The 15,400-nt window shown below is 65.8% G+C and carries 13 protein-coding genes; all 13 read right to left on the bottom strand.

Going from position 1 to position 15,400, the window contains the following annotated elements:
- Positions 1–109: 109 nt before the first annotated feature.
- Positions 110–3,616 carry a DNA polymerase III subunit alpha gene (dnaE, locus tag C795_RS0114390; protein ID WP_051053830.1) on the bottom strand — a complete coding sequence of 1,169 codons (3,507 nt, stop codon included), beginning with the start codon at positions 3,614–3,616 and terminating at the stop codon, positions 110–112.
- A gap of 171 nt (positions 3,617–3,787) precedes the next feature.
- Positions 3,788–4,705 carry an RluA family pseudouridine synthase gene (locus tag C795_RS0114395; protein ID WP_017794451.1) on the bottom strand — a complete coding sequence of 306 codons (918 nt, stop codon included), beginning with the start codon at positions 4,703–4,705 and terminating at the stop codon, positions 3,788–3,790.
- Positions 4,692–5,297, bottom strand: coding sequence for a signal peptidase II (gene lspA / locus C795_RS0114400; protein WP_017794452.1), 606 nt, complete (start codon positions 5,295–5,297; stop codon positions 4,692–4,694). Before lspA ends, C795_RS0114395 begins: the two co-directional genes overlap by 14 nt.
- An 8-nt stretch (positions 5,298–5,305) precedes the next feature.
- The gene (locus C795_RS0114405) at positions 5,306–5,956 is read right to left on the bottom strand and encodes a DivIVA domain-containing protein (protein ID WP_017794453.1); all 651 of its coding nucleotides are present in this window, start codon (positions 5,954–5,956) and stop codon (positions 5,306–5,308) included.
- Between the two features lie 84 nt (positions 5,957–6,040).
- Positions 6,041–6,334 (bottom strand): YggT family protein, encoded by a 294-nt coding sequence (locus C795_RS0114410; RefSeq protein WP_017794454.1) that lies wholly within the window; start codon positions 6,332–6,334, stop codon positions 6,041–6,043.
- 3 nt (positions 6,335–6,337) lie between these two features.
- Entirely contained in the window at positions 6,338–6,835 is a 498-nt protein-coding gene (locus C795_RS0114415; RefSeq protein WP_026139715.1) for a cell division protein SepF, read from the bottom strand.
- Between the two features lie 31 nt (positions 6,836–6,866).
- Entirely contained in the window at positions 6,867–7,562 is a 696-nt protein-coding gene (locus tag C795_RS0114420; protein WP_017794456.1) for a YggS family pyridoxal phosphate-dependent enzyme, read from the bottom strand.
- A gap of 7 nt (positions 7,563–7,569) precedes the next feature.
- A complete protein-coding gene (ftsZ, locus tag C795_RS0114425) occupies positions 7,570–8,790 on the bottom strand; it encodes a cell division protein FtsZ (protein ID WP_017794457.1) in 1,221 nt (406 codons plus the stop codon).
- Between the two features lie 148 nt (positions 8,791–8,938).
- On the bottom strand, positions 8,939–10,105 hold the full coding sequence (locus C795_RS16715; RefSeq protein WP_017794458.1) for an FtsQ-type POTRA domain-containing protein: 1,167 nt from the start codon (positions 10,103–10,105) through the stop codon (positions 8,939–8,941).
- Positions 10,102–11,538 carry a UDP-N-acetylmuramate--L-alanine ligase gene (murC, locus tag C795_RS0114435; protein WP_017794459.1) on the bottom strand — a complete coding sequence of 479 codons (1,437 nt, stop codon included), beginning with the start codon at positions 11,536–11,538 and terminating at the stop codon, positions 10,102–10,104. The genes C795_RS16715 and murC overlap by 4 nt, the downstream gene beginning before the upstream one ends.
- A gap of 83 nt (positions 11,539–11,621) precedes the next feature.
- Complete coding sequence (locus C795_RS0114440; RefSeq protein ID WP_017794460.1) at positions 11,622–12,695, bottom strand: UDP-N-acetylglucosamine--N-acetylmuramyl-(pentapeptide) pyrophosphoryl-undecaprenol N-acetylglucosamine transferase; 1,074 nt, start codon at positions 12,693–12,695, stop codon at positions 11,622–11,624.
- A gap of 7 nt (positions 12,696–12,702) precedes the next feature.
- Entirely contained in the window at positions 12,703–13,893 is a 1,191-nt protein-coding gene (locus C795_RS0114445) for an FtsW/RodA/SpoVE family cell cycle protein (protein ID WP_017794461.1), read from the bottom strand.
- 6 nt (positions 13,894–13,899) lie between these two features.
- Positions 13,900–15,390: a UDP-N-acetylmuramoyl-L-alanine--D-glutamate ligase gene (gene murD / locus C795_RS0114450; protein WP_017794462.1), complete on the bottom strand. Its 1,491-nt coding sequence runs from the start codon at positions 15,388–15,390 to the stop codon at positions 13,900–13,902.
- Positions 15,391–15,400: the final 10 nt, after the last annotated feature.

Genomic DNA, 15,400 nt, shown 5'->3' on the forward strand with positions numbered 1-15,400 from the left:
CTCCCGGTGCGGCAAAACCGGCCGGGAGCGGCGCGAGCGAAGCACGCAGCGGTGTGTGCGGCACAGAGCTGCAGCACACACCGCTACCACCACCGCACCGCGCACATCGCTACGCGATGAGCTCCGCGAGCGGCAGCAGGCAGCGCGGCCCGAGGAGCCCTTTAAGCTCGCCGAAGAGATCGCCCGTGATGCGCACCTGCAGCGGCACTTCAAACACGCGCACCGACGTCGAGGTCAGCAGGTTCAGCCGCACCTCGCTGTCGCCGCGGTGACGGGCGAGGGTGCGCTTGAGTTCCTCCATCAGATCTTCGGTGGCCTTCGTGTCCGACAGCGTCAACGTGAGCATGGTGGCGTCGTCGTGCACCGCGGCATCGATGGGACGCACACCGTAGGCGTGCATCGACATGCCGTCGTCGCGGGATTTCAGCTTGCCCCGCAGCGCGACGATGGTGTCGGCCTGCAGCAGGCTGCCAAACTCCTGGTACGACTTGCCCATGAACAGCGCCTGAATCTCGCCCGAGAAGTCCTCGACCGTGGCCATGCCGTAGAGATTGCCCGACTTCGCCGTGCGGTGCTCAACACTCGTGAGCAGGCCCGCGACCGTCACAATCTCGCCGTCCATCGCGGCAGCGGCATCGGGGTTCGTGATCTGGGCAACGGTGGCCGAGGCCTCCTTGGCGATCGCCTGCTCAAGGCCGCGCAGCGGATGGTCAGAGACGTACAGTCCGAGCATCTCGCGCTCGAAAGCCAGCTTGTCCTTCTTCGTCCACTCCGGGCGATCGGGCACCTGCGAAACCGGCTCGGGCTCGCCACTCTCCTCTGCAACCTCCGCGAAGAGGCTGTCAAAGTCGAAGCCGACGTTGCCCTTTTCAGCATCGCGCTTCTCCTTGACGGCGCTCTCAATGGCGGGCTCGTGAATCTCGACGAGCGCGCGCCGCGTACCGCCGAGCCCGTCGAACGCGCCAGCCTTGATCAGCGACTCGATCGTGCGTTTGTTGAGCGCCGGGATCGCAACCTTTTTGAGGAAGTCGTGGAAGCTTTCAAACGCGCCGTCGGCCTCGCGCGCGTTGCGAATCGCCTCGACCACGTGTGTCCCGACGTTGCGGATCGCGCCCAGCCCGAAGCGGATGTCCTCCCCCACCGCCGAGAAGTCGGCGAATGAGTCGTTGACGGCGGGCGGCAGCACCTTGATGCCCATGTGGCGGCACTCGTTGAGGTACAGCGCAAGCTTGTCCTTGGAGTCACCCACACTCGTGAGCAGCGCCGCCATGTACTCGGCCGGGTAGTGGGCCTTGAGGTAGGCGGTCCAGTAGCTAATCACGCCGTACGCTGCCGAGTGGGCCTTGTTAAACGCGTAGTCCGAGAACGGCAGCAGAATTTCCCACAGCGCCTTCACGGCGGCGTCGGAGAAGCCCCGCTCGTGCATACCCCCGGCGAAGCCTTCGTACTGCTTGTCGAGCTCCGACTTCTTCTTCTTACCCATGGCGCGGCGCAAAATATCGGCCTGGCCCAGCGAGAAGCCGGCCACCTTCTGGGCAATCGACATCACCTGCTCCTGGTAAATGATGAGGCCGTAGGTGGTGCTGAGGACTTCCTTGAGCGGTTCCTCAAGCTCCGGGTGAATCGGCGTGATCGGCTGCAGCCCGTTCTTACGCAGCGCATAGTTTGTATGTGAGTCGGCACCCATGGGGCCCGGTCGGTACAGCGCCAGCACAGCCGAAATATCCTCGAAGTTGTCAGGCTTCATGAGGCGCAAGAGGCCACGCATGGGGCCGCCGTCGAGCTGGAACACGCCCAGCGTGTCGCCACGAGCGAGCAGCTCATAAGAGGGGGCATCATCGAGTTCGAGCCGCTCGAGATCGAGCTCGATGCCCTTATTGAGACGAATGTTCTCGAGCGCATCAGAAATGATCGTCAGGTTGCGCAAGCCCAGGAAGTCCATCTTGATCAGGCCCAGGTTTTCACACGTGGGGTAATCAAACTGGGTGACGATCTGGCCGTCCTGCTCACGCTTCATGAGCGGGATAATGTCGATGAGCGGGTCGCTCGACATGATGACGCCGGCGGCGTGCACGCCCCACTGACGCTTCAGTCCCTCGAGACCGAGCGCGGTGTCGTAGACCTGCTTCGCCTCGGGGTCGGTGTCAATGACGGCGCGGAACTCGGCCGCTTCCTTGTATCGAGCATGCTTCGGGTCGGTAATCCCCGAGAGCGGGATGTCCTTGGCCATCACGGCCGGGGGCATCGCCTTCGTGAGCTTCTCACCCATCCCAAATGGGAACCCGAGCACCCGCGACGCATCCTTCAGCGCCTGCTTCGACTTAATCGTGCCGTAGGTCACAATCTGCGCCACGCGCTCGTCGCCGTACTTGTCGGTCACATACTTGATGACCTCGCCGCGGCGACGATCATCGAAGTCGACATCGAAGTCGGGCATGGAGACACGATCGGGGTTGAGGAAGCGCTCGAAGATGAGGCCGTGCTGCAGCGGGTCGAGGTCGGTGATGCGCATGGCGTATGCAACCATCGATCCGGCGCCCGAACCGCGGCCCGGGCCGACGCGAATGCCGTTCTCCTTCGACCAGTTGATGAAGTCGGCCACGACGAGGAAGTAGCCGGGGAACCCCATCTGGGTGATCACGCCGATCTCGTACTCGGCCTGCTTGCGCACGTCGTCGGGGATGCCGCGCGGGTAGCGGTAGTGCAGCCCCTTCTCGACCTCCTTGACGAACCAGCTGTCCTCGCTCTCCCCGGCGGGTACCGGGTAGCGCGGCATGTAGTTGGCCGAGGTGTTGAACTCGACGTCGCAGCGCTCAGCAATGAGCAACGTGTTATCGCAGGCCTCGGGAAGCTCACGGAAGATATGCCGCATTTCTGCGGCGCTCTTGAGGTAGTAGCCGGATCCACTGAACTGGAATCGGTTGGGGTCGTCGAGGCGAGAACCCGACTGCACGCACAGCAGCGCCGAGTGTGCTTCAGCGTCGGCCTCGTGCACGTAATGCAGGTCGTTGGTCGCGACGAGCGGGATCTTGAGATCCTTCGCGATGTCGAGCAGGTCCTTCTTGACCCGGCGCTCGATGTCGAGGCCGTGGTCCATAATCTCGCAGTAAAAGTTCTCTTTACCGAATAGGTCCTGGAACTCGGCGGCCGCCTCGCGGGCCTCCTTCAACTGGCCCAGGCGTATGCGGGTTTGGATCTCGCCCGAGGGGCAACCCGTCGTCGCGATGAGGCCCTTGCTGTAAGTCTGCAGCAGTTCGCGGTCCATGCGGGGCTTGAAGTATTGCCCCTCCATCGAGGCGAGGCTCGAGAGGCGAAACAGGTTGTGCATGCCCTGCGTCGTCTCGCTCAGCAGCGTCATGTGAGTGTACGCGCCACCACCGGAGACGTCGTCGCCACCACCGGAGCCCCAGCGCACGCGCGAGCGATCACCGCGGTGCGTGCCCGGGGTGACATATGCCTCGATGCCAATAATCGGCTTCACGCCGTTATCTTGCGCGGTGCGCCAGAAGTCGAACGCCCCGAAAATATTGCCGTGGTCGGTCATTGCGACCGCAGGCATGCCCTGGGCGGCAGTCGCCTTCATGAGCTGCCCGACGCGTGCTGCGCCGTCCAGCATCGAATACTCGCTGTGCACGTGCAGGTGCACGAAGCCGTCATCAACCGCCACTACTTGAGCCCCTCTCGCCGATACTCCAGGGTACCGCGAGCACGCTGTCAACACGCGCCAAGTGTCGAGCTTCGCGCCCGGATCCAGGGGGTGATTCCGGATCCGGACACTCAAGTTACATTAGGCGTCGAGAATGTCGAGCGCGTGCTGCAAGTCGGCGGGATACACGCTTTCGTACTCCACGAGCGCTCCCGTGCCGGGGTGCCGGAAGCCCAGGCGCATGGCGTGCAGCCACTGCCGGGTAAGCCCAAGGCGCTCGGTCAGCTTCGGGTCTGCACCGTACATCGCATCGCCGACACAGGGGTGTCGCTGCGCCGACATGTGCACGCGAATCTGGTGCGTGCGGCCGGTCTCGAGCTGGACTTCGAGCAGTGTCGCGTAGGGAAACGCCTCGAGCGTTTCGTAGTGCGTGATCGAGTGCTTGCCGTCGCTGACGACCGCAAACTTCCATTCGTGGCCGGGGTGACGGCCAATCGCGCCCTCGATCGTGCCCGCGAACGGGTCGGGGTGTCCCTGGACGACCGTGTGATAAATCTTGTCGACCTCGCGCGCCTTGAACGCGCGCTTGAGGGCCGAGTATGCGCGCTCGCTCTTCGCGACGACCATCAGGCCGCTCGTGCCGGCGTCAAGCCGGTGCACGATGCCCTGGCGCTCGGGCGGGCCCGAGGTGGCGATCCGGAACCCGGCCCCGGCGAGTGCGCCGAGCACGGTCGGACCATCCCAACCCAGCGAGGGGTGCGCTGCCACACCCGCGGGCTTATCGATGACGACGATGTCTTCGTCGTCATGCACGATGCCGAGTTCGGGGAGGTGCACGGGGACCACTTCGGGGCCGCGCTTTTCTTCCCACGACACCTCGAGCCAGCTGCCGGCCGAGAGCCGGTCTGACTTCGCGAGTTCGCGACCATCGAGCAGAACTCCGCCCGCCTGCACGATCTCGACCGCGAAGCTTCGCGAGAAGCCGAGCAGTTTGGCGAGGGCGGCGTCCGCGCGTTCTCCCGCGAGTCCGTCGGGGACGGGGAGGCTACGGTGTTGCATGAGTTCCTTCTGGAAATTCGCCTGCATCGTCGCCCGTGTGTACGGATTCAGAAGACTTCTTACGACCCGACCCATTGATGGGAATATCCACGAGCGTGATCACGATGAAGAGGATCATGCCGGTAACAATTGCAATGTCAGCAATGTTGTAAATCGCCTCGGGGAACCACAGCCACATCCACGGTGTCGAGATGTAGTCGATGACGTGGCCCTCGGGGAAGCCGGGTGCGCGCGTCAGGCGATCAGTCAGGTTTCCGAGGACGCCGCCGAGCAACAGTCCCAGAAACACCGCCCACGGCACCGAGCGAAGCCGACGCAGCTGCGTCAGGATGACGACGACCACCGCGGCCGCCAGGATCGTGAAGATCCAGGTTGACCCGCTGGCCATCGAGAACGCTGCGCCGGGGTTGCGCACAAAATGCCACCGCAAAAAATCGCCGAGCACGGGCACGGTCTGCCCCTCGACGAGGTTTGCGACGACCCAGTTCTTCGCGAGCTGGTCAGCGAGAAGCACTCCACCCGCTATCGCGACGAGAACGAGCGGAACCGCCCATCCTCGCCACGACCGCGTGGTCGGCTGAGTTTCGGTCACTCTCCGGGCTACTGCAGGCCCTCGGGAGCACCCGCGGGCTCGGGCGAGCCGTCAAGGCCGCGCAGCTGTGACTGAATGTACGAACGCAGGGTCGAGCGGTACTCGCCCTCGAACTGACGCAGATCCTTGATCTTGAACTGCAGGTCGCTACGCTCGTCGCCGAGCACGCGCAGCTCTTCAGCGCGCTGCTCCTGTGCGTCCTGCACGAGCTGCTTGGCCGTACGCTCGGCGTCACCGATCATCTGGTCGCGCTTGCCCTCGGCCTCGTTGATGAGGCGATCACGGGTGGTCTCACCCTCGTGCACGTGCTTGTCGTGCAGCTCGAGCGCGAGCTGCAGCATGGCGCTCGACTTGATGGCGTCGGGCTGAGCCGGGGCTACCTCTGCTGCCGGGACGGGAGCCGCGACGACAGGAGCTTCGACTACAATGGTCTGCTCGGAAGCCTCGACGGCGGGGGCCGAGTTGCCACCCTCGCACTCGGCCAGCTTCGCGGTCAGCTCGGCGATTTCTTGCTTGAGCGCCGACGTTTCTTCGTCGTGCTCGCGCAGCATCTCAACGATCTGATCGAGGAAATCATCGACCTGGTCGAGATCGTAGCCGTCGCGGAACTTGGTAATCGTGAATTTCTGATTCACGACATCTTCTGGAGTCAAGGCCATCGTTACGTCTCTTTCGATTCGGGACCACCCGCGTGGTCTAAAACTACGCTAGCAAACAAAACACCGATTGCGTACGGTGCGCTATCAGAAGCCTGGGATGATCGCGAGCAAAATCCAGCAGCACACGAGCGTGAGGATCCAGCCCAGATCAATGGCGATCTGCCCGATCCTAATGGGAGGCAGCAGCTTACGGAACATCTTAATCGGTGGATCTGTAAGACTGAAGACGAGTTCCACCGCCACTGCCAGACCGTTGCGCGGCCTGAAGTCCCGTTTGAACACCATCACCCAGTCGATGATGAGCCGCGCCCAGAGCACCAAGATGTACAGGCGGATAGCCAACCGAATGATGGTGGTTATCGCGTAAATTACCTCCACAGATTACGCCGTGGGGGTCACGAAGAACGAGCCGTTCTCATCGCGAACGGTCTCCTCCCCCGCAATTTCGATGTGCTCGGGCGTGAGCAGAAACACCTTGCTCGTGACGCGTTCGATGCGTCCGTGCAACCCCAGGGTGAGGCCGCTCGCAAAGTCAATGAGGCGCTTCGCGTCGCCCTCGACCATGGCCGAAAGGTTCATGATGACGGGGACTCCCTCGCGAAAGTTTTCAGCGATCACCGTAGCGTCGCTGTATGCGGTGGGCCGCATCGTGAAAATCTCACTGAGCGGCTGCGGAGCGGCCTGGCGTGTTGGGGTGACCCGGCGCAGCGGTGTCACCGCTGCGGCGCGCGGCTGTGCCGGGCGCGCTGCCTCGGCAGCGGGATTCGAGACCGCCGCGGGCGTCGTGGCGCGCTGCACCGGCGCAGCGGCGTTCTGCTCCTCGAGGTCCTCCTCAGCGAGGCCAAGGAACACCATGGTCTTCTTTAGGGGGTTACTCATTTTTATCTCCCAACGGTGCGATGGTTCGAGACTACCGGGGCTCCGGTCGTTTCCCTGTGATTGCGCTGCCGATCCTCAGGTGTGTCGCTCCGGCTGCGATAGCCTCGGCGAAGTCGTGGGTCATTCCGGCAGAGATGTCCGTGGCGGCGGGGTCGATCGCGCGCACCTGCGCGGAATAATCGGCGAGCCGCGCAAAGGCGCGCGCCGGTTCTTCCTCAAGCGGCGCAACGGCCATGACGCCTCGCAGTCGCAGCGCGGGCGCGGCGGCGACGCGCTCAGCGAGCCGTTCGAGCTCTGCGGGGGCGACCCCACCTCGACCCGGATCGTCGGTCATATTCACCTGAACGAAGGCGTCAATAGCTCGGTCGCCCTCGGCGAGCGCGTCGACCAGCCGCTCGCGGTCGATCGAGTGGATCGCGCTCGCGTAGCGTGCCGCCTGACGCGCCTTCTTCGTCTGCAACTGGCCGATGAAGTGCCAGTTCAGGTCCAGATCGGTCAACTCGGCGGCCTTGTCCTGCGCCTCCTGATGCCGGTTTTCACCCACATCACGCACACCCAGGGCGGCGAGTTCGCGCACCAAGCTTGCGGGATGAAACTTGGTCACGACAATGAGCGTGGTGCTCTCTGGCTTACGATCTGCGGCGCGACATGCCTCAGCAATGTCGCTCCGGATCTGCGCAAGCCGATCACCCAGCCCCGGGTATGCGGGCGAAACCAGTTCGGTCATCGCTGGCTTACCTCAGGAATTCGGGGATGTCGAGATCGTCGTCGTCATCGCCGTCAAACGCGGGGTCGGGCAGCTGGGCCTCGACGGGCGGGTTCGACAGCACCTCACCGAACTGGCCGGTTGCGGGCGCCTTGGCATCACTGTCGCGCTGCTGGCTCGCCTTAAACCCGGGGAAGCCGAGTCCGGTTGCCTCGCTACCGACCGCGGCCGGCACATCCTCGAGACGCTCGACGTGGCTGCCGCGGCGACCACGCTCGGGCACTGCCACGGGCTGGGGCGATCCGTCATCATCAAACCCTGCGGCGATGACGGTGACGCGCACCTCGTCGCCCAGGGTGTCATCGATGACGGTTCCGAAGATGATGTTGGCTTCGGGGTGTACGACGTCTTGCACGAGGGTCGAAGCCTCGTAGATCTCACTCAGCGCGAGGTTGGAGGAGCCCTGAATCGAGAGCAGAACGCCGTGCGCGCCCTCGACCGAGGCCTCAAGCAGCGGCGAGGCAACAGCGAGCTCGGCCGCCTTGATCGCGCGGTCTGCACCGCGCGCCGAGCCGATACCCATGAGAGCCGAGCCCGCACCCTGCATCACTGACTTCACGTCGGCGAAGTCCAGGTTGATGAGACCGGGAGTGGTAATGAGGTCGGTGATACCCGAGACACCCGCAAGCAGCACCTGGTCTGCCGCGGCAAACGCTTCGATCATGCTAATGCCCGGCTCACTGATGTCGAGCAGTCGGTCGTTGGGAACCACGATGAGCGTGTCGACCGCCTCGCGCAGCGTGTGCACGCCCGCGTCGGCCTGTGCCGCACGGCGCTTGCCCTCAAAGCTGAAGGGGCGAGTGACGACACCGATGGTCAGCGCGCCAATCGACTTTGCGATCCGGGCCACCACGGGCGCGGCGCCAGTACCGGTGCCTCCGCCCTCACCTGCGGTCACGAAGACCATGTCGGCGCCCGCGAGCGCCTCCTCAATCTCCTCCGCGTGGTCCTCTGCCGCGCGGCGACCCACCTCAGGGTCGGCGCCGGCGCCGAGGCCGCGGGTAAGTTCGCGCCCGACGTCGAGCTTGACATCGGCGTCGCTCGCGAGGAGCGCCTGAGCGTCGGTGTTGACGGCGATGAATTCAACGCCGCGCAGGCCGAGCTCGATCATGCGGTTGACGGCGTTCACGCCGCCGCCACCCACACCGACGACCTTGATCACCGCGAGGTAGTTCTGGTTCGCTGACACGTGAATCCCCTCCAACCCTCAACCTCAACCTGAAGTTCAGAGTTAGTATAGCCGTATACGTTTCTGGCCTAACGGTATGGCTTTCCGCCGCTCCACCGCTCCAGACACGCCGCGACGCGTGACATTATCGAGACTTTTAGGCCCAAGCTCACTGAAACACGGGCGCGTCTGGCGACGAGACGTCAATGCGCTCGAGTGGCCGCTCCCCCAGCGCCGACAGCATCGACTGCAGCACGACCGACTTTCGCGCGATATCGACGTCGCCACCCCACAGCACCTGAAGCCCGTTATCGAGGGTCAGTGTGACATCCTGGGCGCTCGTCGCGGTCACCCCGGCCACACGGGCGCGTAGCTCCTGTGGCATGTCGCGCACCGTGCGAGCCGCGGACGCAAACGCTGGCGAGGCGAGGTCGGCGACCGATCCCGTGCCGACCGGCACGCCGGCGGGCGCCGCGTCTCCCGCACCAACACGCACCCCGGCTGCGTCAAACTGCTCGAACGTTCCGTTGCGTTCGATCGCGATGACCGGCACGCGCTCGGCGATCTGCACGACCAGGGTGTGGGGCGGGATCCGCTCGACCTGGTAGCGCTGGATGAGCGGAAACACCTCGAGGGCGCGATGCACCTGGGTGTCCTCAACGAGCGCGAGGGGCACGCCTTCAAACCGCTGGAGTGCGCGCACGAGTTCGTCCTCGGGAACGGCCTGCGCCCCCTCGATCCGCACATCGCGCACGGCGGTGAGCGGGGTGAATGCGGTTACCGCGACAAACATCGCCAGGGCTAGGACTGCACCCCCGGCGATCAGCCAGCCGCGGCGCTGCCTGCGCAACTGGGCGGCGAAGCGAAGCCGCTCGCCACGCTCGCGGCGACGCCGTGAGTTCGCGGCCCGCCGTACCCGGCGGTCGGCGGCACGCACCGGGTCCTTCGGCGCCCCCACCCCGGCCCAGGCGAGTGCGCGCGTCATCGCGGCGCGCGGCACCGCCAAAGCGTTGCCCGCCGATTTGGCGTTTGCGGCGCCCGCGAGCGCGGCATCGTCAATAACGTCGGTGAGTTGCACGTCGGGGTCGTGAGCGGGGGCACCAAACCCCTCGGGCAAACTGCCCGCCACTGCGCCTGCTGCCGCGTCCGCCGTCGGATCGACGCGAAGCGCACGCGCGATGCGTGCCGCCGGATCAATCCGGGGCACCGAGTTGCCGCGCGGTGCTGAATCAGCCTGCGATGCCTGATCAGCACGATGCGCCGGATCGACCCGCGAGGCAGCCTCGGGCTCGGGGGCGTGATCGGCCTCGCGGTCGAAGCCGCCCGGGCGTTTCACGCGCCCTCGGGCTCAAATCGCGCGCGTAGCGCCTCGACCACCTGCGGAATGATGCGGTAGACCGAACCACAGCTCATCGTGACCATAACATCGCCGGGGCGCGCGATCTGCGCGAGGTACGCGGCTGCGTCGTCCCACTCGGGGACGTAGGCCACGTGATCCGGGTTGGCAAAGTCATTCGAGACGAGAGCGCCGGTGATGCCCTCGACCGGGTCCTCGCGCGCGCCGTCAACGGCGAGCACGACCGTATGGTCTGCGCCGGCCTCGAGCGCCTCGGCGAACTCGCGGTGGAAGAGGCTCGTGCGGCTGTACAGGTGCGGCTGGTGAATCGCGATCAAGCGCCCCTCGCCCACGACCGCGCGGGCACCACTGAGCAGCGCCGCGACCTCGGTCGGGTGGTGTGCGTAGTCGTCGTAGACGCGCACGCCAGCGACGTCTGCGTGAAACTCGAAACGGCGCTTGGTGCCGCCGAACTCTGCGATGGCGGCGAGGGCTTGGCCCGCGTCGAACCCGAGGCCCGTCAGCACGGCGAGCGCGCCCACCGCGTTGATCGCGTTGTACCGGCCGTACACGGACAGCTGCGCTTCGTGGCGCTCGAGCTCGCCCCCGGCGCCCACGAGCTCGACCGTGAACTTCACGGGGCCCGAGTCGTCCACGGCGACCAGGCGCACGTCGGCTGTTGGGTCCTCGCCAAAGGTGCGCACGGGAACCTTTGTGCCCTTCGCCCGCAGCGCCGCGAGCACTTCCTGCGCGCCCGGATCGTCGCTCGAGATCACGATCTGCTCGCGCGCGCCCTCGGCAAAGTCAACGAAAGCCTGCATGAACGCTTCGCGCGAGCCGTAAAAGTCGAGGTGCTCGGGGTCGACGTTCGTGATGAGCGCGATCGACGTGTCGTACAGCAGAAAGGACTTGTCGGATTCGTCTGCTTCGATCACGAACAGATCGTCGGTGCCCGGCCCCGCCGAGACGCCGAGGCTCTCGATGATGCCGCCGTTCACGAACGAGGGGTCGGCGCCCGCGCCGAGCAGACCCGTCACGACGAGTCCGGTCGAGGTGGTCTTGCCGTGGGCCCCGGCGACGGAGACGACGCGCTTGCCCCTGGCGAGCCAGGCGAGCGCCTGCGAGCGGTGCAGCACGGGCAGCCCGTGGGCGAGCGCGTACTGGTACTCGGGGTTGTCCTGCCACAGCGCGCCCGTGACGACGAGTGAGTCTGCGTCGTCGACGTGGGCGGCGTCGTGCCCGATGAACACCTTGATGCCAATGGCTTCGAGTGCTTCGGTCGAGTAGTTGGCGCTGCGGTCAGAGCCCGTAACGGTGACGCCGGCCTGGTGCATCATGCGGGCGATGCCGCTCATGCCCGAGCCGCCGATCCCAACGAAGTGCACCCGACCAAGTTCGTCGGGAATTTCCATTTCGAGATCGGGGTAGATCATGTGCGCTCCTAGCGGGTCGGCTGACACTCCAGCGTACCGCGCTCACCCCGCGAGTCCGTTCAGCCACGGGCAGATTTGTCCCGCTAGCCGCGAACCGCCTCGTGCACCAGGGCGAGCAGCCGCTCGGTGCCGTCGAGCGATCCCGCGCCGCGGGCACGCTCGGCCATCTGGGCGAGCTTCGCGTCGTCGGTCACGAGCGGGATCAGGGTGTTGCGCACCCAGGCCGGCGTGAGCTCGTCGTCCTCCACGAGCAGCGCACCCCCAGCTTCGACGACGCTCGCCGCGTTGAAGCGCTGCTCGCCGTTGCCGTGGCTGTAGGGCACGAACACCGCGGGCACACCGAGACCGGCCAGCTCGCTCACGGTCGTGGATCCGGCGCGAGACACGGCGAGATCGCAGGCCGCCAGCGCGAGATCCATGCGGTCGCAGTACTCCAGCACCCGGTACCCATCGACCCCGGGGTCCTCGATCTCGGTTAGGCCACCCCAGATATGCAGCACCTGCAGCCCCGCGCTCGTCAGCTCGCGCGCCGAGCCAGAGATGCCGCGATTGATCGCGCGGGCGCCGAGCGAGCCGCCCGTCACGAGCAGCGTGCGCTTCGCCGGGTTGAGCCCGAAGTGCTCCCGCGCGCTTGCCGCGAGCCCGGCGCGATCGAGCCCGGTAATCTCGGGGCGCAACGGCATGCCGGTCACTCGCGCGTGCCGGATCGGGGTGCCCGGGAACGTGACGCCCACGTACCGGGTGGACCGGGCGCCCAGCTTGTTGGCGAGGCCCGGCTTCGCGTTGGCCTCGTGGATCACCACGGGCGTGCCTTCCTTGGCGCCCGCACGATAGGCGGGGGCGGCGGCATAGCCGCCGACGCCCACGACTACGTCGATGTTTCGTTCCCGAATGAGCGCGCGTGCCTGGCGCACCGCGCGTGCGAACCGGGCTGGAAACTTGAGCGCTGCCGCGTTGGGGCGGCGCGGAAACGGCAGCCGTTCAATCGTCACGAGTTCAAAGCCGCGTTCGGGAACGAGCCGGGCCTCGAGCCCCTCGCGCGTGCCGAGCACGGTGATGGTGGCATCGGGTTCGGTCGCGCGGATCAGATCAGCGAGCGCGAGCAGCGGGTTCACGTGACCCGCGGTGCCACCGCCAGCGAGCAGGTAGTTCGTCATCGGGCCGTTAGGTCCTTCCGTTGGTCTGAGCGAGCTCGTCCTGATACACAGCGGCATCACGAGCGATTGAAATAACAACGCCGATGGCGATGAGACACGCGATCAGCGCGGTGCCACCGGCGCTGATGAGGGGCAGCGGGACGCCCAGTACCGGGAACACCCCGATCACAACACCAATGTTTACGAACGCCTGGCCGACGATCCACACGAGGATGCCGCCGACGACGGCCTTGCCGAACCGGTCGCGTGCGCGAGCGATGACCCGCAGCATCACCACGGTGAGGGCCACGAACAGCACGATCACGAGCATCGCACCGATCAGCCCGAGTTCCTCGCCAATAATCGCGAAGATGTAGTCGTTGTCTGCCGCGGGCAGCCACGACCATTTGGCCTTGGAACCGCCGAGCCCCACCCCGAACACGCCACCGCCCGCGAGGGCCCAGAGCCCGTGCAGGGGCTGCCAGCCGAGTCCACTGTAGTCGGCGTTGCCGCCAGCGTGCCCGAGCAGGCGCTCCATCCGGTTGGAGCTCGTGACCACGAACAAGATGACGCCGAGCAGGCCTCCCGCGGCGACGACGCCGAGCGACTTGCCACTGATCCCACCGAAGAACAACGCGCCGATGACGATGCCCGCCATGATGAGCACGGTGCCGAGATCGCGGCCCGCGAGCACGATTCCGAGCACCACGAGGGCACCCGGAACCACCACGGGGATCAGCTCGTGTTTCATCTGGTGCAGCAGTGGCTCCTTGCGCTGCAACACCGCGCCGATCCAGACGATAAGCGCAAGCTTGAGCGCTTCAGAGGGCTGACCGCTAATCGAGCCGATCTGCACCCAGTTTCGGTTGCCGTACTCCTCAATGCCGAGCGGGGTGAATACCAGCAGCTGGAGCACAATTCCAAGCCCGAGAAATCCCCAGGCCCACTTCTTCCAGAACGAGATGGGCAACGCCGCGGCGAGCAGCATCATCGGCAACCCGATCAGGGCGAAGGTGGCCTGCTTCCAGAACCCGCCGAAGAATCCCTGATCGCTGAGATACGAGGTGATCGACGACGAGGACAGCACCATGATGAGGCCAATGCCCACGAGCAGCAGTGTGAGCCCGTAGAGCGCAGCCACCGTCCGGTCGGAGCCGGGCTTGAGCGCCGCACCCAGATGGATGCGCGCGCGCCAGCCGGCGGACTCCGTGGTCGACATGACGAACTATCCCAGGGCGCGCACGGCAGCTTGGAAGCTGTTGCCGCGCGCCGCGTAGTCGGTGAACTGGTCCATTGAGGCTGCCGCCGGCGAGAGCAGCACGATGTCACCGGGCTCAGCGAGCTTGGCAGCTGCCTGCACTGCGGCGGTCATCACCGGGTCCCCGGAGGGCTCGGTGATCTCAACCACCGGCTTCTGCCCGAGGTGCCGGGCAAGCGCCGCGAGCACCTCGTCGCGTTCGGCCCCAATGACGACGGCCCCGCGCAGGCGATGCGCGTGTGTCGCGACCAGCGCGTCAATGTCGACGCCCTTGAGCAAGCCGCCCACGATCCAGACGACGCCCTCGTGGGCGCGCAGCGACGCGTCGGCGGCATGCGCATTCGTCGCCTTCGAGTCGTCGATGTAGGTCACACCGGCGACCTCGCCGAGCCGCTCGGCGCGGTGCTGGTCGGGGGTGAAGCTCAAGATGGCGCTGGCGATCTCGGCGGGCTCGGCACCGCGTGCACGCGCGAGCGCGCTGGCGGCAAGCATGTTCTGCACCATGTGCGGCTGGGCGATGTGTCTGCCCGCAAGCTCTTCGAGCGTCACCAATTCGAAGGCCTCCTCGCGTCGTTCTGCGTGGTAGCCGCGGTCGAGGAGAATACCGTCGACGACGCCGAACCCGCTGATCGGCGGGGCGTCGAGGCCAAAGCTAATGGCACGCGCGCCGTCGATGACGTCGGCATTCTCGACCATGCGTTCGGTCTCGGCATCGGCGCGGTTGTACACGCACGCCACCTGCGTGTGTTCGTACACGCGAGCCTTAGCGGCCCAGTACGCTTCGGCGCTGCCGTGCCAGTCGAGGTGATCGTCTGCAAAGTTCAGGCAGGCGCTCGCGTAGGGAGAAATCTCGCCCATGCGCTCCAGCTGAAAGCTTGAGAGCTCGACGACCAGCACGTCGTACCCCTGAGGGTCGCGCAGGGCGTCAAGGATCGGGGTTCCGATGTTGCCCGCGGGGGTCACCCGCAACCCGGCCGCCTGCAGCATATGTGCGGTGAGCTGGGTGGTGGTGGTCTTGCCGTTCGTGCCCGTGATGCAGATCCAATCCGCCACGCGCGCGGTCTTGTCCCGCAGGCGCCAACCGAGCTCGATGTCACCCCACACAGGCGCACCACGCTCGATCGCCCACGAGGTGAGCGGGTGGTCCGGGCGGTAGCCCGGCGACACGATGACCAGCTCCGGATCAAACGCCCGCAGGTCGGCGAGCTGTGCCTCGTTGTCGCTGGCGACGAAGCGTTCAGCTCCGATTACGTCGAGCAGCCGTTCGCGATCGGAATCGGGAGCGCCATAGATCACGCGTACCCGCGCACCGAGCTCGACCAGGGTGTCTGCGACCGAGAACCCGGTCACCCCCAGGCCGAGTACAGCAACGCGCAGCTCGCTCCAGTCGTGGTGCCAGCTGGTGAGCTGCGCCACGCGCTCCCGCGTCACGTCAGAGAAGGGAATTTGCGATGTCATATTGTGCTCC

This window comes from Leucobacter salsicius M1-8 (assembly GCF_000350525.1).
Classification (GTDB): Bacteria; Actinomycetota; Actinomycetes; order Actinomycetales; family Microbacteriaceae; genus Leucobacter; species Leucobacter salsicius.